Here is a 19,277-nt window from a genome sequence, read left to right as displayed (position 1 = left end):
CTGAAAATCTTTTGCAAAATCCCCAAACAAAAACACCGCTTACCCAACCCCCCTAAACCACCACCCTTTTGCCAATATCTTTTAATTCGGAAAATTTTTCTACCAATCTTGGCATATCATCAAGGCTCATCGCAAAGCCCCAAAGATAAGTTATCACCGCATAAATATGCCCTGCTTGCACCGTTTTATGGCTTAATATTGTTAGCGTTGTGCCAAATAATATCGCCATTGACACGCCAATCATCAAATAAGAAAAGGCTTCACGATTAGAAATGGTAATACGGATTTTTGCCAATAAATCATAATGTTTAATCAGCAAAGGATTATGATTTTTTTCAATGGTATTGACTTCATTTTCAAGGCGATTGTTTAATTTAAAATACAGCCTGTCATTCTTTTTGCTATAACTAGGCAAGACAAACGCAAATGCCAATAAAATCAGCAAAGCCACCACGCCTGCATAAAATTCAATAATCAACAGCATCAGCACCGAACCCACCACATTAAATAAAGCGGTAATTAAAATCGGCAAATGCTCTTCAAAAAAAGCCACAAACTGCCGAGCCAAAACGGCGTGAGCCATTGCCGTTGAAGTTGAGCCTTTTTGTTTTTCATTGACTATCGCCTTAACCGCCAAATCGGCATAAATGCGTACAAACGCCCGAGTATCCACCGCACGGCGAGCCGAACCCACTGCCCAAATGCCAAACACCATTGCCGCATAAACCAACGCCTGCATCGTATTGCCTGCCATTACCGCATTCACCGCAAAGCTCCCCCACCAGCGGATACAATAAAAACAGAGCATTCTCCAATGCCACCAAGCCAAATGTCGCAGATAACTTGCCTTTATTGTCAATGGCAATCTTTTTTAATGTATGAATGGCGGTGGTCATTTATCGCTCCAATGTCTGTGCCATTAACTGCTGTAATTGCATAAATTCATCTAATAAAAACGCCATTCTTTTTGTGCCAAATTCATCAATGATTTTATTTTCTTGATTGAGCAGGGTTTCAATAATGGGTCTGGCGAACGCTTGCCCTTTTTGGGTTAAATGCAAAATTTTTTCTCGTTTGTCGTTATCGCTTGCCGTGCTTTGAATTATGCCGTCTGCTTCGTACTTTTTGCACAAGGTGTTAATGGTCTGTTTGGCGATCAGATATTCATCGGCGATTTGTTTTTGTGTGCGTGCTTGATAAACCCACAACGCATATAAAATCGCCAATTCATTGCCATTTAAGTGATGATTTTTGGCAAAGATTTCATAGCTTTCTAATATCTTGGTGGAAATACCGCCAAGTTGGTCTAGGGCATTAGAATGGGTATTCACGATATACTCCTATTTTTAGTTAAGGGTGTGTTGTCATAAGGTTGGGATTGTTGACGTAACCATAAAAGACTTTGGCTATAAAAATAGTCCTAAAAATTACCATTTACACATTATAGTAAATTTTAGGACTAAATTCAAGGTTTTGAGATTGGGTGTGAAAGGTGGGGCTACACTTTTTAATTTTGGGAAAATTAAGGGAAATCTGACCGCTCTTAAACCCACCCACCCACTTCCTTAACAAACTCAATAAACGACTTGACCACTGCCGAGCGGTGGCGGTGAGCCAGATATAGGGCGTTGATAGGAAAGCGGATACTGGGGTAATCAGCCAACACTTGCACCGCTTGCCCTTGTTCTATCAAAGATTGGGCGGTGTTATCCATCATCAGACACACCGCTTGCCCCATTTTCGCCCAATGCACAATCGCCGAATTGTCATTAGACACAAACACACAAGGCACTTGGCATTTGCCGTCCTGCCATTCAAAGGCGATAGACTGCTCGCCACTTTTGCCAAAGCTGGCACAAGGATAATGCAATAAGTCATCAGGCGTGGTCGGTGTGCCAAGCCTAGCAATAAGCTCAGGGCTTGCCACCCAAACAGCCCGAGCATAAGCCACAGGCGTGGCAATCACGCTGTCGGTTTTCAGCTCCCCCATACGAAACGCCACATCAATGCCATCAGCCACCAAATCAATCGTGCGTTCGGTGGCTTGGCAATGAATGGCGACATTCGGATAACGTTGCCCAAACGCCATCAGCACATTCCAAATACTGTCAATCCCAATCGGCATAGACACACGCAACACGCCTGATAATGCGTGCTTGTGGTCGTGTAAGGTGCGTTCAATGTGTAGCAGATTGTCAATGTTCAGATGCACCTGTTCATAAAACAGTTGCCCTTGTGTGGTGGGTTTTACGCCTGATTTTTGGCGGTCAAAGAGTTGAATATTTAGCTCTTTTTCTAAATTTGCAATCTGACGGCTAATGGTCGCAATCGGCACGCCTGTATGTTCAGACGCTTTGGAAAGACTGCCTTGTTGAATAATGGCGACAAATAGGCGAAGGGTGTTTAGGTTCATTGGCTTAATCCTTGATTGTCAATGTTTTGCCACTCCAAAAATAGTGGTTCGCCTAAATATTCCAATAAAAACCAAGAAAATGAACTTAATACCATCACTTGTTTATTAGGATCAATATGCTGTTGTTTTTGTTTCTCGTAAATGGCTAGTTGCGATATTTCTTGTGTTTCAACATAGTTTTTTGGTAATTCAAATTTATGAAAAAATAAATGGTTACTTGATTTTAAATGCGGTAAAAATAAATCCAACCAAGCATTTTTATCCATTTTGCTTATTTGCTCCAACTTTTTATCACAAATTGAAGCCACAAAAGTTTTATAGTGAGTTTTATTAAAAATATCTATTATTTCTATTTGATTTTTTACTGGGTGCTTATAGCTTTCTACCATTGGATAATTGATATACAGCTTTCCATTTTCAGTCTCATCAGAGAATAACTCAAACATTTCATTAATACAATTAGGGTATTGACTCACTAATGTGTCATGTCCATCAAAATCAAAAAATAAAAATATCTCACTAATTTGGCTACGCTTTAATGCCAAAAATTCTGTATTATTACTGCTATTTTGCTCTTGTATTATTTCTTTGATTACAACAAAGATATCTATAAACTCTGTGCCAAAATCATCATATTGGGACATTTTTTTATAAAGATTATAGATATTTAAACAAATTGGAAAAATTTTAACACTCTTTTCAGGTAGAAATGACTTTTTTACCTGATTTAATATTCTTATATCAAGCCTTTCCCCTTCTGTAATCAATAAAATTACTTCTGTATCATTCATTATTAAAATGTCCGGCCTGATAGAGTTTTTCTAAATTATGCACTTCTCTTAATTCTTTTTGGGTTAAATTATTAAGAGATTTAATTTGTTTGCCATCAATCACAAATCCACAATCAGGGCGAATGAGTTCATTACTCAATAAATTGGTATTATGTGTGGTTAAAATTACCTGTGTGTTAGGTAATTCTTTTAACTTTTCAACAATCTTTTCAGACAACGCAAAATGGTAGGAGCAATCAAACTCATCTATAAATAATAAAGGGATTTTATTTTTTTTAATACTTTGCCACCAATAATAAAAAAATGTTAAGCTTAATGTGCCAGTTGATACAATATCAAAAAATGAAAGTACTTTATCTCCCATTTTTATGCCGATATTTTGTTTGTTGAAATTTTTGACAGTAACCAGCTCATAGTTAATACCACATTCATTTAAGAAAGTCTGAAAGTCTTTTAAGTTTTTATTTGCAATAATATCTTCTGAAATATTATCCAGACCTTCTTTATATCCAATATAATCTTTGCCAGAAAAAACATTGCGAAAATATAAAATATGATTAACAAATTCCATAAACTTTACAAAAACCGCATTATTAGGGTTTCTTTTATCTAAACTACTGTTACTATAAATATATTTGACAGCAGATAGGTTTTGAGATGGGTTGATATTTTTATTTAAACTCTCAGTTCCTGATAAATTGGTAAAAAAAGGATTGTTTAATTGATAATCCAATACTAATTCATTATCAATTCTTAATTTTTCAGAAATTAAAATCCCATTTTCATTTTTTTGATATTCATAAAATACGCTTTTCTTATTTTTATCTCTATATAAAAAATCAAATTCAAATTTAAATTTAGCATATTTATCTTTTGATAAGGCATTCAAATAATTGTCTTTTGATAGGTTGTTTTCATTATTTGTCAAATGCGAAACCAAATCAAAAATCGCCCAACCCAAGTTGGATTTTCCTGCCCCATTCTCCCCATAAATCAACGCCAATTTTACCAAATCGTTCTGTACGCAAGTGGTATTAAACGCATAACCTCCTGCCGTTAAATCAAATTCTAACGGTTCATTAAATTGACGGTAATTGCTGACGGTAAATTTTTTTAACATAGTAGCACCATAACCAAAATAGGTAGATGAGTGAGATGTCAAGTCTTGACAAAATGAAATAATCATATTTTAGCACAATAAGCCGTAGAAAAACTACGGAAAACAAAATTTTTTCGCTTTATCTTTCCAAAAACAAAAAACAACTTCTCATTTTTAGCCATTCTTTTGCCAATTTGAAAACATTATAATACTCCCAATTTCAATAACACAGAGTAAAACCTATGCAAAACCGTATTTGTGAGATTTTAGGCATTCAATACCCCATTATTCAAGGGGCGATGAGCTGGGTAACCAATGCCGAATTTGTCGCCGCTGTGAGCAATGCAGGCGGACTGGGTATGCTTGGGCCTTTTGCAGGTCGCCGTCATAATCCTACGTCAATGGACGAAATCATTGACTGGATGCGTCAAGAAGTTCGCAAAACCAAAACCTTGACCGATAAGCCTTTTGCCGCACCGATGATTGTTTCTTATGATTTTAGTCGCATTATGGATATGGTGGATATGCTGATTGAAGAAGGCGTGGCGGCGGTGCTGGTCAATGGCGTGGACGGCGTGGATTTGGTGCCGATTATTGCTAAACTCAAACAAAACGGCATCAAAGTCATTTTTCGTGGGGCGACTGCCACGCCCGAAGATGCCCAAAATGCCGAACGCTTGGGGGCGGATATTATTGTCGCCACAGGCTTTGATGAAGGCGGTACGGTGCCTGAAAAAATCATCGGTTCGTTTTCGGTGGTGTCGCACATTGTTGATGCGGTGAATGTGCCTGTGATGTTGGCAGGGGGCATAGCCGATGTGCGTGGGGTGCGAGCCAGTTTTGCTTTGGGGGCAGAAGGGGTTTATGTGGGTACGGCATTTTTGGCGACACATGAAAGCCCAGCCGATCAGCGTGTCAAAGAGTTGATTGTCCGCCACACCGCCAGTGATTTGCAGATTTTTCGCACCACGCCTGCGTATTACCGCTCTATCCCAACGGCGTTTTCTACCGAACTTGTCAAAATGGACGAACAAGGGGCAAGCCGTGAAGAGATTGCCCAAAAGATGTATGGCGGACAAGCCCTAAAAAAAGCAATGTTAGACGGCGATTTGGATAATGGCATCATCACCGTTGGCAATGGCATCACTTATATCCACGCCATTCGCTCGGTCAAAGAAGTGGTGGACGATTTGATGCAGGATTTTAGGGAGTAAGGGGAAAGTAAGCGGTGAGATTTGCCTAAAATTTTGCAGTTGCAAAAATTAAGAGAAATCTCACCGCTTATGTCATTCGAATGACAGGCTTGCCACCGTAAAACGCTTGTGCAAATGAGCTTGACTTTCCACATCATCAGCTATCTTGTGCTGATTAAACGCCATTTCATAAAATGCCAAAGCGTTGGCTTTGTTTTGTTCAGGCGTAGTTTTAACGGAGCATTTATATTTAATAGCGAGTTCTTTGTAGGTCTGTTTTCCTTGCGAATAATCAAACCAAATATCAGCAGGATTTATTTTATGTTGAAAGGTGAATGTTTTATTACAGCAATGACATTTATAACGTTGAGTGATATTTTTGTGTACCGTGCTTCTTTATATTCTGATTTTGGCAAAAAGGACAAGTTTTTTATTCATTTTCAAAAAAAAGTACGTTAAAGCCTTATATCATAAGCTCTTAACGCACTTTTTAGCAACCATTTTGTCCGTTACACCTTGAATGTTGTCATAAAAAATCTGCACCTTAATTCGTTGGTTATTTAGTCCAACTTTTGGGGTGCAGATCAGTTAGCTTATTAAATTTGTAAAATAGTTTGCTAAACCAACCGCTTGTTTGATTGTGTTAATTACTTAACTAATTGAACGAGAATACGGCGAACAGGCTCCGCAGCACCCCATAATAGTTGGTCACCAACGGTAAAGGCTGCTAAATATTCAGGCCCCATTGCTAATTTGCGTAAACGTCCAACAGGAACACTTAGCGTACCAGTTACTTTCGCTGGTGTTAATTCGCGTAATGTGGTTTCTTTGTCGTTTGAAATAACTTTTACCCATTCGTTATGGCTTGCAATAATTTGTTCAATTTCAGCCAGTGGTAAATCTTTTTTCAGTTTAATGGTAAATGCTTGGCTATGGCAACGTAATGCACCAATACGCACACATAAACCATCAACAGGGATTGGATTTGCACTTAAACCTAAAATTTTATTGGTTTCTGCATAGCCTTTCCATTCTTCTTTGGTTTGCCCTGTTTCTGGCAATAGTTTATCAATCCAAGGGATTAAACTACCTGCTAATGGTGCACCAAAATTGTCTGTTGGGAATGAGTCTGCACGCATTTCTGCAGTGACTTTGCGTTCAATCTCTAAAATAGAAGAGGCAGGATCTGCTAATTCCGCTTTAACTGATGCTTCTAACACGCCCATTTGTGAAAGTAATTCACGCATATTTTTTGCACCTGCACCGCTCGCAGCCTGGTAAGTTGCAACAGAAACCCATTCAACTAAGTCACGTTCAAATAAGCCACCGATTGCCATTAGCATTAAACTAACCGTACAGTTACCACCAACGAAGGTTTTAATGCCATTTTTTAAACCCTCATCAATAACGTGTTGGTTTACAGGATCGAGTACGATAATCGCATCATCTTGCATACGCAATGCGGAGGCTGCATCAATCCAGTACCCATTCCAGCCTGTTGCTTTTAATTTTGGATAAACTTCATTTGTGTAATCTCCACCTTGGCAAGTTACGATAATATCTAATTTTTTTAATTCTTCGATATCAAACGCATTTTTTAATTCACCTGCATCTTTATTTGCAAAAACAGGGGCTTTTTGACCCGCTTGTGAAGTAGTGAAGAAAACTGGATTGATGTTTGCAAAATCATTCTCTTGAACCATACGATCCATAAGAACAGAACCCACCATACCACGCCATCCGACGAAACCGACATTTTGCATTTTATGCTCCTAAAAAGTTAATAGTTGTGTTTGAAATGTAAAGTATGGATAAATACAAGATTTTGCTGGGAAATGCAATGAAAAATTACTGATTAAATTCTGTTCTGAATAAAACGAACACAAAAGTTTGAGATGGCTCAAATGAATTTCTTTATTGTTTAAAATAAATGCTATCAGTTCGTAAATTATCACTTATTTGACCTGTTTTATCGTGTATTTCTGTACGTTTTGTAGTAGAGTAAGCACCATTTTATAGCGTTGTATTTCTATAAATAGACGTAAATGACTTAACTATTTGATTTAAAAAGAGGAAACGAAAATGTACTCAAAAGACGTTACGATTATTGCACCAAATGGCTTACATACTCGCCCTGCGGCAGAATTTGTTAAAGCGGCAAAAGGCTTTGCTTCGGATGTAACTGTCACTTCAGGTGGCAAAAGTGCAAGTGCAAAAAGTTTATTTAAGTTACAAACGTTAGGCTTAACACAAGGCACTGTTATTACTATCTCTGCCGAAGGCGAAGATGAGCAAAAAGCCGTTGATTTCTTAGTGGATTTAATTCCAACCTTAGAATAATAGTTATTTTATCGACGACTTTATCGTTAATTCTTACTTCAAATGAAGTAATTATTAACGATGGGGTCGTTTTGTGCTATGCACAATTTTTCAATTTATACTCAAGGATTCAATTATGATTACTGGTATTGCCGCTTCCCCAGGTGTTGTTTTTGGTAAAGCACTTGTTTTAAAAGAAGAACCAATTATCTTAAATACGCAGAAAATTTCTGCCGACCAAGTAGATGCTGAAAAAGCAAAGTTTTATGCAGGTCGTGAAAAAGCCGCAGCACAGCTTACTGCGATTAAAGAGAAAGCTCGCCGTACATTAGGTGAAGAAAAAGAAGCTATCTTTGAAGGTCATTTAATGATTTTAGAAGATGAAGAGCTTGAAGAAGAAATTTTAAGCTATGTAGAAGAACATTTGGTTACTGCTGATGTGGCAACAAGTAAAATTATTGATATGCAAGCTTCTATGCTAGCAGAAATTGATGATGAATACTTGAAAGAGCGTGCTGGCGATATTCGTGATATTGGTAATCGTTTGTTACGCAACATTCTTGGAATGCATATTATTGATTTAGGTGATATTCAAGAAGAATCAATTCTTATTGCTTACGACCTTACCCCTTCTGAAACCGCTCAACTTAATTTAGACAAAGTTTTAGGCTTTATTACTGATATTGGCGGACGTACATCTCATACTTCAATTATGGCTCGCTCTTTAGAGCTTCCTGCGATTGTTGGAACAAATAACATTACATCGTTGGTTAAAACAGGCGATCTTCTCATTCTTGATGCTACAAATAATGAAATTCACATCAATCCGTCAGCAGAGCAAGTTGAGAAATTTAAAGCTCAACAAGAAAAAGAAGCAGCGGAAAAAGCAGAACTTGCCAAATTAAAAGATTTACCTGCTGAAACCTTAGATGGTCATCGTATTGAAGTGGTTGGGAATATCGGCACTATTCGTGATGTCGATGGCGTATTACGCAATGGTGGCGAAGGCGTTGGTTTATACCGTACCGAGTTCTTGTTTATGGATCGTGATCATTTACCAACAGAAGAAGAACAATTCCAAGCATACAAAGAAGTTGTAGAGGCGATGGAAGGAAAGTTAGTCGTACTTCGTACAATGGATATTGGTGGTGATAAAGAATTACCATATCTCGATTTGCCAAAAGAGATGAACCCGTTCCTAGGCTGGCGTGCGGTGCGTATTGGTTTAGTACGTCGTGAAATTTTAGATACTCAGTTGCGTGCAGTATTGCGTGCATCTGCATTTGGTAAACTTGCGGTAATGTTCCCGATGATCATTTCAGTAGAAGAAATCCGTGAGCTTAAAGGGATTATTGCAAACTTAAAAGAGCAACTTCGTACAGAAGGTAAAGCCTTTGATGAAAATATTCAAATTGGTGTAATGGTTGAAACACCATCGGCTGCCGTAAATGCTCGCCATCTAGCGAAAGAAGTTGATTTCTTCAGTATCGGCACAAATGACTTAACACAATATACCTTAGCGGTAGATCGTGGTAATGAAATTATTGCACACCTTTATAACCCATTGACACCATCGGTCTTAAATCTGATCAAACAGGTGATTGATGCTTCTCACGCAGAAGGAAAATGGACGGGTATGTGTGGTGAGTTAGCAGGTGATGTTCGTGCTACCGCATTATTGCTTGGTATGGGGTTAGATGAATTTAGTATGAGTGGAATTTCTGTTCCGCACGTTAAGAAACTCGTGCGTAGCATCAATTTTGCTGACGCAAAAGCACTAGCAGATGAGGCTCTTGCTCAACCAACAGCAGCAGATATTGAACAATTAGTGAATTCCTTTTATCAAAAGCTGAACTAATTAGATACAAATGCAAAATTCTCGTATAAAATATATGAGAATTTTGTTCATTTAGTAATGGAGATTTGAATTATGGGTTTTTTAGATAAACTTTTTGGCGGAAAAAAAGAAGCAGTATCAAAAGAAGTAAAAATTTTCGCGCCGCTTTCAGGTGAAATCGTAAATATTGAAGATGTGCCAGATGTGGTATTCTCTGAAAAGATTGTCGGTGATGGTATTGCTATTCGCCCAAATGGTGATGAAATTGTAGCACCTGTAAACGGTACAATCGGCAAAATTTTTGAAACTAACCACGCATTTTCTATCGAATCTGACGAAGGTATCGAATTATTCGTACACTTTGGTATTGATACCGTAGAGTTAAAAGGTGAAGGCTTTACTCGTATCGCCACAGAAGGTCAAAAAGTCAAAGTTGGCGATCCTGTTATTAAATTTGATTTAGCATTGTTAGAAGCAAAAGCAAAATCAGTTTTAACACCAGTTGTGATTTCAAATATGGATGAAATCAGTAACTTACAAAAATTATCTGGTGAAGTTGTAAAAGGCGAAAGTGTTGTTTTAACACTAACAAAATAACCTAATTGTCTGAAAACTAAAAAGGCAATTTCTAATTTATATATTAGAAGTTGCCTTTAGTTTAGTGTGAGCTATTTAAATACTAAAAGAAGAACCACAACCACAGGTTGAGCTAGCATTCGGATTATTCACGATAAAACGCGAGCCTTCCAACCCTTCTACATAATCGACAGTACCACCGATTAAATATTGCAAGCTCATCGGATCGACTACTAGCCCTACGCTTAGATTTTCGATAGTCAAATCACCATCATTGATTTGATCATCAAAAGTAAATCCATACTGAAATCCACTACATCCCCCACCAGTGATGTACACGCGTAAACGTAGATTTGGGTTTTCTTCCCCTTCAATTAAACTTTTCACTTTTTTCGCCGCAGCATCAGTGAATGTCAGTGGGACAACGATATCACTCATTTTCTTGTCCTAAATCAAAATTTATAGTTATTTGGGTATTATCTAATAATTCTACTAGAACGGCAACTAGAGAGTAAAACTAATCCATTGGTGGAATGCTAATTTTTAGGTATAATTAAAAGCCATTTTTTATAATAAACTTTGCTTAATGGGCGATGGTAGTATGGTAAACCTTAAACAGCTCTTTGCTTTTGATGAATTGTTAAAGCAATTAATCATCAGAGATGTAAAACTTAAATATAGACGCAGTTATTTAGGATATCTATGGAGTATCTTGAATCCATTGATGTTAATGGTTGTTTTAGTCATTGTTTTTTCTAATTTATTTAGATTCGACATACCAAACTTCCCTCTTTACCTTATTTCAGGGCAAGTTATCTTTAATTTTATGGTAGAAGCGACTAATATGTCTGTCGGCTCTATCACAGGTAACGCCTCATTACTAAAGAAAACTTATGTACCTAAGTATATTTTTACCCTATCTAAAGTAGGTAGCTCAGTTGTTAATTTAGTATTTTCTTTAGGGGCATTATTACTTGTAATGTTATTTACAGGAGCAACATTTTCTTGGAATTTGCTCTTCTTCCCAGTAATACTACTACAATTATTAATATTTTCTTTGGGTATTAGTTTATTTCTAGCTGCTGCAACAGTCTTTTTTAGAGATATACAATACTTATGGGGAGTATTTGTTTCAATGTGGATGTATTTAACTCCCATTTTTTATCCTGTCTCGATTATTCCTGAGGAATATCAAGCACTTTATCAGACAGCAAACCCAATGTATTGGTATATAGAACAATTTAGAGATATTGTACTTTATGCTCAATTTCCCAATACACAATCTATTTTAATGGGGTGTGGTTTAGCATTTATTGTTTTAATTTTAGGTGCTTGTTATTTTAATAAAAAACAGAATGAGTTTATTTTATATATATGATGAAAGAAGATGTCGTTATTAAAGTAACAGATGCAACTGTTAGATTTAATAAAGCAACAGAAAACTATAATGGCTTAAAAGAGTATGTGATTAAAATGCTCAAAGGCGAATTAATGTTTCAAGAATTCTTAGCATTACAACATATTAATTTTGAAGTAAGAAAAGGGGAATCTTGGGGGTTAATTGGTAAAAATGGCTCAGGTAAATCCACATTACTCAAACTAATATGCGGTATTTTAAAACCTTACAAAGGCTCTGTGGACGTTAAGGGTAATATTGCCCCTTTAATTGAGCTTGGGGCAGGGTTTGATGGTGAACTAACCGCTAGAGAAAATATTTTTCTAAATGGAGCATTGTTAGGGCATAAAAAAGCATTTATGCAACAGCATTTTGATGAAATTATTGAATTTGCTGAATTACAAGATTTCGTTGATGTGCCACTAAAAAATTTTTCATCAGGAATGTCTGCTCGCTTAGGCTTTGCCGTTGCTACTATTGTAAAACCCGATATCTTAATTGTGGATGAAGTGCTTGCAGTAGGTGACGCCGCTTTCCAAGAGAAATGTAAGCAAAGAATGGCGAAAATGTTAGAAGGTGGTACAACGCTACTCTTTGTTTCACATTCTATCGATCAAGTAAAAGAGCTTTGCCAAAATGCTATTTGGATTGATAAGGGTGTAGTAAGGGCTTGTGGGAAAGCTGAAGATGTCATGCCTTTGTATGAGTTTTCATAAATTCATAGCCATAGCTAAATAATTAAATAAGAATTTTTACATAATATTAATTATAAAGGATATTAATAAATGCATATTATTCAAAGTAGTGTCTATCCTAAACTTTCACTTTGTACGCAAGTTGATTTATATTTTAGGTTAAATCAATTTTCTTCTGTAAATATAAAAGATGCTTTTATCTCATTTGAAAAGATGGGCAAGTTAAGTACAGACACATACTTTAACAGTGTGAGTATAGGTAAATGGAAGAATCACACAAATATAGATAATTTATCATTTACAATTCAATTTAAAGGAAAATTTAAGGTAACATGGTTATTAAAGCGTTTACATTTTAGTTCAAAGATTTTAGATGAATTATTTATAGAAAGTTCCGAATTAACAGCCGTAACTATACCTCTTAAATTTTGGAAAGATTTAGAAGATGGAATGCTTGCCTTTGAACTTGAGGCAGTAGAATCAGGGAGTATTTATAGTTTTTCATATAATACTCCAATACAACCTATAAACACTGTTTTACTAGGTGTAGTCATTACCCATTTTAATCGCCAACAATATGTATTACCTGCATTAGAGCGCCTCAAAAAAGAACTATTAGAGGATATTAACTTTAGTAATAAAGTATCTCTTTATGTTGTAGATAACAGTCAGAATTTGCCAGAAATTAGCAAAGTCAACATTATTCCAAATGAAAATCTTGGGGGATCAGGTGGTTTCACTAGGGGGCTAATGACTTTAAAAGAATCTGGAAATTATACTCATTGTTTATTTATGGATGATGATGCTTCTTGTGAAGTTGAAGGAATTAAAAGAACTATTGCTTTGCTAGAATATGCAAAAGATTCCAAAACAGCCATTGCTGGAGCTATGCTAAGAGAATCCGAAATGTTTCGTCAATTTGAGAATGGTGCAAAATTTGATGGTATGTGTCGTGCGATTAAGCCTAATCTAGATTTAAGAGATATTCACTCATTGTTGATAAATGAGCAAGAAGAACATATTGATTATGGAGGTTGGTGGTTCTTTGCTTTCCCATTGTCAGAAGTAAAACATTATGCATTCCCATACTTTGTCAGAGGAGATGATTCTGGATTTAGCTTAGTACATGATTTTAATATTATATCATTAAATGGTATTTCTTCGTGGCAAGAAGACTTCGCATTAAAAAATGGTCCATTACCCCACTATTTAGATACTCGATATCACATAATGCATCAATTTCATAACTTTGTTGGAGGTAAGGCTGTTGATATATTGAAAATAACAGCAAAGCTATGTTTAAAAAATTTACTTACTTATCAATATGAAACTGGTTTGGCATCTATTCTTGCAATGGAAGATGTCGTCAAAGGTAAAATTTTCTGGGAACAAAATGTGAGTATGTCGGAGAAACGTCCAGAAATTCAGAAGATTATTTCAGCAGAAAAAGTCATTGATATTCCAAATAATATTTCTTCTAATGTTATTTGGGGAAATCCTAATGAAAGTAAAATTAATAAAATTTGTCGTTGGGCAACACTCAATGGCCATTTATTGCCTAAGTTCTTCTTCAAAAAAGGAATCGTATGGCAAAATAAAGGTTATGGTGGTAATTTACGAGAGATATATCGTTACAACAAAGTGCTTTATATTCATTGGCCAACACAAAAAGGTTTTATTCTTGAACACGATAAAGGAAAATTCTTCCGTTACTTAGCTCGTTATATGAAAGTGGCATATAAGCTATATAAAGATTATGACTATCTGAAAAAAGAATATCAATTATCTTATGATGAACTTACCAGTACAGAATTTTGGAAAAAACAATTTAAACAAGACTAACTATTTATTAAGGTATTATGATGAAAAAATTTCTACTAGTCGGTGCAGGCTTTTCAAATGCGGTTATTGCTCGTGAACTTGCAGAGAAGGGTTATCAAGTAACTGTTATTGATCAACGTAATCATTTGGCAGGCAACTGCCACTCTGAACGTGATGTTGAAACTAATGTAATGGTTCACGTTTATGGACCGCATATTTTCCATACTGATAATGAACGTGTATGGAATTATGTAAATCAATTTGGTGAATGGATGCCGTTTGTTAATCGAGTGAAAACGATTAGCCAAGGTGCAGTTTATTCGTTACCGATTAACTTACATACGATTAACCAGTTCTTTGGTAAAACTTGTTCACCAAATGAGGCAAAAGCATTAATTGAAAGCCAAGCGGATATGTCAATTACTGATCCGCAAACTTTTGAAGAACAAGCAATGCGTTTTGTCGGTAAAGATTTATATAAAGCATTTTTCTACGGCTATACTAAAAAGCAATGGGGTGTAGAGCCAAAAGAATTACCAGCAAGCATTTTAAAACGTTTGCCAGTACGCTTTAACTATGACGATAATTACTTTGCACATAAATTCCAAGGTATGCCGAGAGATGGCTATACCGTAATTGTGGAAAATATTTTAAAGCACGAAAATATTGAAGTGCGTTTAAATACGCCGTTTGTAGAATCAATGAAAGCTGAGTTTGAGCATATTTTCTGGTCAGGGCCGTTAGATGCCTATTTTGGTTTTGAGTTAGGTCGCTTAGGTTATCGCACATTAGATTTTGAGGCATTCCGTACAGAAGGTGATTTTCAAGGTAATGCAGTAATTAACTATGGCGATGAAGAAGTACCTTACACACGAATTTCAGAGCATAAACATTTTGCCCCTTGGGAGAATCACGAAAAGACGATTTGTTATCGTGAATTCAGCCGTTTATGCGAAGTAAATGATATTCCGTATTACCCTATTCGTTTGGTAAAAGATAAAGCTTTATTGCAGCAGTATGTTGAAAAAGCAAACCAAGAAACAAAAGTTACTTTCGTAGGGCGTTTGGGGACATATCGTTATTTAGATATGGATGTAACCATTAAAGAAGCACTTGAAGTTGCAGATGCAGTCAAGGTAGCCCTTGAAAGCGGTAACATATTAAAGCCATTTTACGTGAATATGGATGTGTAAGTTTTTATAAAAATTAGACCGCTTGTGATTTAGATTATAAGCGGTTTTATTATAGGTTAGATAAGCTATGATTGAGAAAATAGAGCGTCTTATTGAAGAAATTAATAAACTACATTTGGCTTTTTCTCAAGATTATTTTGAAACAGGAAAAATTGAGAAAGTAAATCTGAAACATACCTTTGCAAAGGTGCCTACAGAGCATATATTGGCATACCGTTTAAATTTACATGAGTCAATCAATGATTATTTATTTCGTGCGAATTTATATGATGTTCCCTATTTTTATCGTGTAAAAGCCTCAGAATCTATTTTAGACAAAATTGAGCGGTTTAAACAGCGTAGTGAAGGTTATCCTGTAAATAGTATTTTAAATGATATTTTTGGTGCTCGAATTATTGTATCAAGTGAAGATATTGAGAAAATAATGGAATTAATTGATTCTTGGCACGAAAAGTATGGATTAAAAAATTGGTATTTGAGAGATAAAGATGAGTATGTTGGCATTCATATTTATTTTAAAAATTCTAGCAACTTCTATTATCCTTGGGAATTACAGATTTGGGATAGAAAAGATGCTGAAAAAAATATTCAAAGCCACATTAAATATAAACGTAATTTTGTGAATCAGGTTTATGGCTAACTCCATTTGTGCAGTTGTGGTAACGTATAACCGCAAAGAATTATTATTAAATTGCTTAAATGCATTACAAAATCAAACTTACCCATTAGATCATATTGTTGTGGTGAATAATGCGAGTTCAGACGGCACAATAGATTTCTTAAATGAAAATGGTTGGTGTGATAACGATCATCTTACAATAATAAATCTACCTGAGAATCAAGGCGGTGCAGGCGGATTCTATGCTGGTATTGAATTTGCATATCAGCGTAATTTTGACTATATTTGGCTAATGGATGACGATGGACAACCTTCGAAAAATAGTTTATCCGCATTAATACCATATATAAATACTGATGTATATATTGGACCACTCGTTTTAAATATTAATAATAGTGATGAACTCACATTTACACTACGTTTACCTAAAAGTAGCACAATATTATCAACAATAGATGATGTTAATAAAAATACTATAAGTAATATCATTCCTGATATTGTAATGCCATTTAATGGTATTTTATTCTCGAGAGAAATGGTGTCAAAAATAGGATTACCCAAAAAAGAATATTTTATTTGGGGAGATGATATGGAATATACTTGGCGTGCTAAAAAAGAAGGCTATAAAATTTTTACTGTTGTAGAATCTATTTTCTTTCATCCAAAAGAATTAACATTAGGTACACCGATGTTTTTCAATTTAATGAAATTTAATGATACAGATTCAAAATTAAAACTTTATTGTATGTCTCGTAATAATTTTAGAAATCTCGTTGATTATAAAGGCAGCGTTATAGCTATACTTTTTATAATTAAACTTTGTTGGTTTTTCCTATTTACTAAACCTAATTTATCTAAATTAAAAATTGGGTTAAAAGGTATCTGGCATGGTGTAAAAGGTGATTTTTCGCATCATAGAGAATATTTATAATATATGAATGAAGTTAAAATTATCATTGCAACACATAAAGCATATCAATTTCCTTTAGAACGTTACTATCAGCCGATTTATGTTGGTAGTGATTTGCGAAACGATAAATTAGATATTCTAAGTGATAATACAGGAGATAATATTTCAATTAAGAACCCATCATTTTGTGAATTAACTGCATTGTATTGGGCTTGGAAGAATCATTTTTTTGATGATGTAGATTATTACATCGGGTTGGTTCATTATCGCCGATATTTTAAAGGAAAGGAAATTAGTTTCAACGGTATAAAAATAGCTTCTGACAATGAATTAATCTCTCATCTAAAGAATTATGATTGTATTGTTCCTAAAAAGAGAAATTATTATATAGAAACAATATATAGCCATTACAAAAACGCCCATTTTATTAAAGATATTGAGATAACAAGAGAGCTTATTGCGGAAAAGCATTCTAGTTATCTCCCTTACTTCGATATTGTAATGAATGGAAAGAAACTACATCTCTATAATATGTTTGTTATGAATAAAGAAAATACACAAGCTTATTGTGAGTGGTTATTCCCTATATTGTTTGAGTTGGAAAATAAAATTGACATTACTTCATATGATATATATCAAAAAAGAGTTTTCGGATTTATTGCAGAAAGACTATTTAATATATGGATATTAAGAAATAATATTTCTATAAAAGAAGTTAATGTTGTTAATATAGAAAGAGAAAATTGGGGAAAGAAAATATTCCACTTTTTAAAAAGAAAATTAATAGGTAAATCAAAATGAATAACCAATTATTGTGTAAATATATTCTAGCTATTAGTGATCTTTTCTTATGTTTACTTTCACTCCCAATATCAATTTTAATATTAGATGGGGTAACTGGTGATCTGAATAGATATCTACCAGAGGATCAGCTCTTTGAGCGAGGTTTGCTACACCTATCATTAAGTATTGTCTGTATAATATGGTATTGGATAAGACTTAGACATTATACATATCGCAAACCATTTTGGTTTGAATTAAAAGAAATTCTAAGAACGTTAATTATTATTTCTATTGTTGATCTCGCCTGTTTAGCATTCTCCAAACTCTATTTCTCTCGTTACTTGTGGGTAATAACGTGGAGTATCGCTTTGATTATTGTTCCTTTAGGTCGGATATTATTAAAGAAATTATTAATTAAATTAGGGTTGTATTTAAAGAATACAGTTATTATTGGTGGTGGCAGTAATGCCCTAGATGCCTATAAAGCACTGAGTAGTGAAACTTATTTAGGTTTCAAAATTAAATATTTTATTGCAGATAGTCCGATTGATGAAATAACAAAATTAGGCATTCCTATTATAAAAGAAACTCGTCAAAGTATTTGGGAATTAGTAACTAATAAGTCAGATCAATTTATTTTAGCATTAGAAGATGAACAAAATATACAAAGAGATGGTTGGTTAAGAACGTTATCTAAGAAATTCTATCGTTCAGTCTCTGTTATTCCTACACTAAGAGGATTACCCCTTTATAGTACAGATATGTCTTTTATTTTTAGTTATGATGTTATTTTATTAAGAATCAATAATAACCTTGCTAAGAGATCATCACGATTAATTAAAAGGATAATGGATATCTTCTGTTCGTTATTGTTAATTTTATTATTATCTCCACTGCTTATCTATATTTATTGTAGAGTGTCACAAGATGGTGGGAATGTAATTTATAAACATACTAGAATTGGAAAAAATGGTAGACCATTCGAATGTTTTAAATTTCGTTCAATGGTTATTAACTCAGATAAAGTTTTATCTGAATTACTTAAAAATAGTCCTGAAGCAAAAATAGAATGGGAGAAGGATTTTAAATTAAAGAATGATCCTAGAATAACCTCAATTGGTAGATTCTTAAGGAAGACAAGTTTAGATGAGTTACCTCAATTATTTAATGTGCTTATAGGGCAAATGAGCCTAGTAGGTCCACGTCCGATTGTTGAAGAAGAATTATCCAGATATAAAGATGATGTGGATTATTATCTAATGGCGAAACCAGGTATGACAGGTTTGTGGCAAATTAGTGGGCGTAATAATATTGATTATGATACTAGAGTTTACTTTGATTCTTGGTATGTGAAAAATTGGTCTTTATGGAACGATATTGCCATTTTATGCAAAACCTTTAAAGTTGTATGGAAAAAGAACGGCGCTTATTAACATAATTAGTTACAAAATGGTGGACTAAAGTCCACCTCAGATTATTGACAAAGTCTTTTTTCATTCGGACGCCAGCGTGGCGTCCCTACAAGGAAAGTTATAACTAATTGAAAAATAACAGATTTTATTTTGTTATGTAGGGACGCCACGCTGGCGTCCGTTAATTGGATACAACAAATTGGGGTTTGTCATCAGTCTG

General features: G+C 34.9%; 19 protein-coding genes. 12 read left to right on the top strand and 7 right to left on the bottom strand.

Annotation, left to right across the window (positions count from 1 at the left end; all coding sequences use genetic code 11):
• Positions 1–52: 52 nt before the first annotated feature.
• The 5 genes from A1D25_RS06205 to A1D25_RS06185 all read right to left on the bottom strand — a co-directional run bounded on the left by A1D25_RS06205 (position 53) and on the right by A1D25_RS06185 (position 4,324).
• On the bottom strand, positions 53–808 hold the full coding sequence (locus A1D25_RS06205; protein WP_240327115.1) for an ABC transporter six-transmembrane domain-containing protein: 756 nt from the start codon (positions 806–808) through the stop codon (positions 53–55).
• A gap of 88 nt (positions 809–896) precedes the next feature.
• Positions 897–1,331: a MarR family winged helix-turn-helix transcriptional regulator gene (locus tag A1D25_RS06200; RefSeq protein WP_157394826.1), complete on the bottom strand. Its 435-nt coding sequence runs from the start codon at positions 1,329–1,331 to the stop codon at positions 897–899.
• 212 nt (positions 1,332–1,543) lie between these two features.
• Positions 1,544–2,413 (bottom strand): LysR family transcriptional regulator, encoded by an 870-nt coding sequence (locus A1D25_RS06195; protein ID WP_157394825.1) that lies wholly within the window; start codon positions 2,411–2,413, stop codon positions 1,544–1,546.
• A complete protein-coding gene (locus tag A1D25_RS06190; RefSeq protein WP_157394824.1) occupies positions 2,410–3,204 on the bottom strand; it encodes a hypothetical protein in 795 nt (264 codons plus the stop codon). The genes A1D25_RS06195 and A1D25_RS06190 overlap by 4 nt, the downstream gene beginning before the upstream one ends.
• A complete protein-coding gene (locus A1D25_RS06185) occupies positions 3,197–4,324 on the bottom strand; it encodes an AAA family ATPase (RefSeq protein ID WP_157394858.1) in 1,128 nt (375 codons plus the stop codon). The genes A1D25_RS06190 and A1D25_RS06185 overlap by 8 nt, the downstream gene beginning before the upstream one ends.
• A gap of 221 nt (positions 4,325–4,545) precedes the next feature.
• Between A1D25_RS06185 and A1D25_RS06180 the strand changes: the two genes are divergently transcribed.
• On the top strand, positions 4,546–5,517 hold the full coding sequence (locus tag A1D25_RS06180) for an NAD(P)H-dependent flavin oxidoreductase (protein ID WP_157394823.1): 972 nt from the start codon (positions 4,546–4,548) through the stop codon (positions 5,515–5,517).
• 626 nt (positions 5,518–6,143) lie between these two features.
• On the opposite strand, the gene asd is transcribed toward A1D25_RS06180, so the two are convergent.
• Positions 6,144–7,259 carry an aspartate-semialdehyde dehydrogenase gene (gene asd / locus A1D25_RS06175; RefSeq protein WP_157394822.1) on the bottom strand — a complete coding sequence of 372 codons (1,116 nt, stop codon included), beginning with the start codon at positions 7,257–7,259 and terminating at the stop codon, positions 6,144–6,146.
• Positions 7,260–7,578: 319 nt separating this feature from the next.
• Between asd and ptsH the strand changes: the two genes are divergently transcribed.
• The 3 genes from ptsH (at position 7,579) to crr (ending at position 10,249) form a co-directional block, all read left to right on the top strand.
• Positions 7,579–7,836, top strand: coding sequence for a phosphocarrier protein Hpr (gene ptsH, locus A1D25_RS06170; RefSeq protein WP_047975952.1), 258 nt, complete (start codon positions 7,579–7,581; stop codon positions 7,834–7,836).
• 115 nt (positions 7,837–7,951) lie between these two features.
• A complete protein-coding gene (gene ptsI / locus A1D25_RS06165; RefSeq protein ID WP_157394821.1) occupies positions 7,952–9,673 on the top strand; it encodes a phosphoenolpyruvate-protein phosphotransferase PtsI in 1,722 nt (573 codons plus the stop codon).
• Positions 9,674–9,745: 72 nt separating this feature from the next.
• Positions 9,746–10,249 (top strand): PTS glucose transporter subunit IIA, encoded by a 504-nt coding sequence (gene crr, locus A1D25_RS06160; RefSeq protein WP_157394820.1) that lies wholly within the window; start codon positions 9,746–9,748, stop codon positions 10,247–10,249.
• Positions 10,250–10,324: 75 nt separating this feature from the next.
• Here crr and erpA read toward each other — a convergent pair whose 3' ends face one another.
• Entirely contained in the window at positions 10,325–10,666 is a 342-nt protein-coding gene (erpA, locus tag A1D25_RS06155; RefSeq protein ID WP_157394819.1) for an iron-sulfur cluster insertion protein ErpA, read from the bottom strand.
• 163 nt (positions 10,667–10,829) lie between these two features.
• Between erpA and A1D25_RS06150 the strand changes: the two genes are divergently transcribed.
• The 8 genes from A1D25_RS06150 (at position 10,830) to wbaP (ending at position 19,078) form a co-directional block, all read left to right on the top strand.
• Positions 10,830–11,606, top strand: coding sequence for an ABC transporter permease (locus A1D25_RS06150; RefSeq protein WP_205420585.1), 777 nt, complete (start codon positions 10,830–10,832; stop codon positions 11,604–11,606).
• The gene (locus tag A1D25_RS06145; RefSeq protein WP_157394857.1) at positions 11,606–12,340 is read left to right on the top strand and encodes an ABC transporter ATP-binding protein; all 735 of its coding nucleotides are present in this window, start codon (positions 11,606–11,608) and stop codon (positions 12,338–12,340) included. The genes A1D25_RS06150 and A1D25_RS06145 overlap by 1 nt, the downstream gene beginning before the upstream one ends.
• A 69-nt stretch (positions 12,341–12,409) precedes the next feature.
• Complete coding sequence (locus A1D25_RS06140; protein ID WP_157394817.1) at positions 12,410–14,161, top strand: glycosyltransferase; 1,752 nt, start codon at positions 12,410–12,412, stop codon at positions 14,159–14,161.
• Positions 14,162–14,181: 20 nt separating this feature from the next.
• Positions 14,182–15,333 carry a UDP-galactopyranose mutase gene (glf, locus tag A1D25_RS06135; protein WP_157394816.1) on the top strand — a complete coding sequence of 384 codons (1,152 nt, stop codon included), beginning with the start codon at positions 14,182–14,184 and terminating at the stop codon, positions 15,331–15,333.
• Positions 15,334–15,400: 67 nt separating this feature from the next.
• Positions 15,401–15,973 carry a nucleotidyltransferase family protein gene (locus A1D25_RS06130; RefSeq protein ID WP_157394815.1) on the top strand — a complete coding sequence of 191 codons (573 nt, stop codon included), beginning with the start codon at positions 15,401–15,403 and terminating at the stop codon, positions 15,971–15,973.
• The gene (locus tag A1D25_RS06125; RefSeq protein ID WP_157394814.1) at positions 15,966–16,883 is read left to right on the top strand and encodes a glycosyltransferase family 2 protein; all 918 of its coding nucleotides are present in this window, start codon (positions 15,966–15,968) and stop codon (positions 16,881–16,883) included. Before A1D25_RS06130 ends, A1D25_RS06125 begins: the two co-directional genes overlap by 8 nt.
• Positions 16,884–16,886: 3 nt before the next feature.
• The gene (locus A1D25_RS06120; protein WP_157394813.1) at positions 16,887–17,663 is read left to right on the top strand and encodes a DUF4422 domain-containing protein; all 777 of its coding nucleotides are present in this window, start codon (positions 16,887–16,889) and stop codon (positions 17,661–17,663) included.
• Entirely contained in the window at positions 17,660–19,078 is a 1,419-nt protein-coding gene (gene wbaP, locus A1D25_RS06115) for an undecaprenyl-phosphate galactose phosphotransferase WbaP (protein ID WP_157394812.1), read from the top strand. Before A1D25_RS06120 ends, wbaP begins: the two co-directional genes overlap by 4 nt.
• The last annotated feature ends 199 nt before the right edge of the window (positions 19,079–19,277 follow it).

Source organism: Ursidibacter arcticus (assembly GCF_009761375.1).
GTDB lineage: Bacteria > Pseudomonadota > Gammaproteobacteria > Enterobacterales > Pasteurellaceae > Ursidibacter > Ursidibacter arcticus.
Note: the sequence above shows the minus strand (reverse complement) of the source record. Positions and strands in the feature narration are given on the sequence as shown.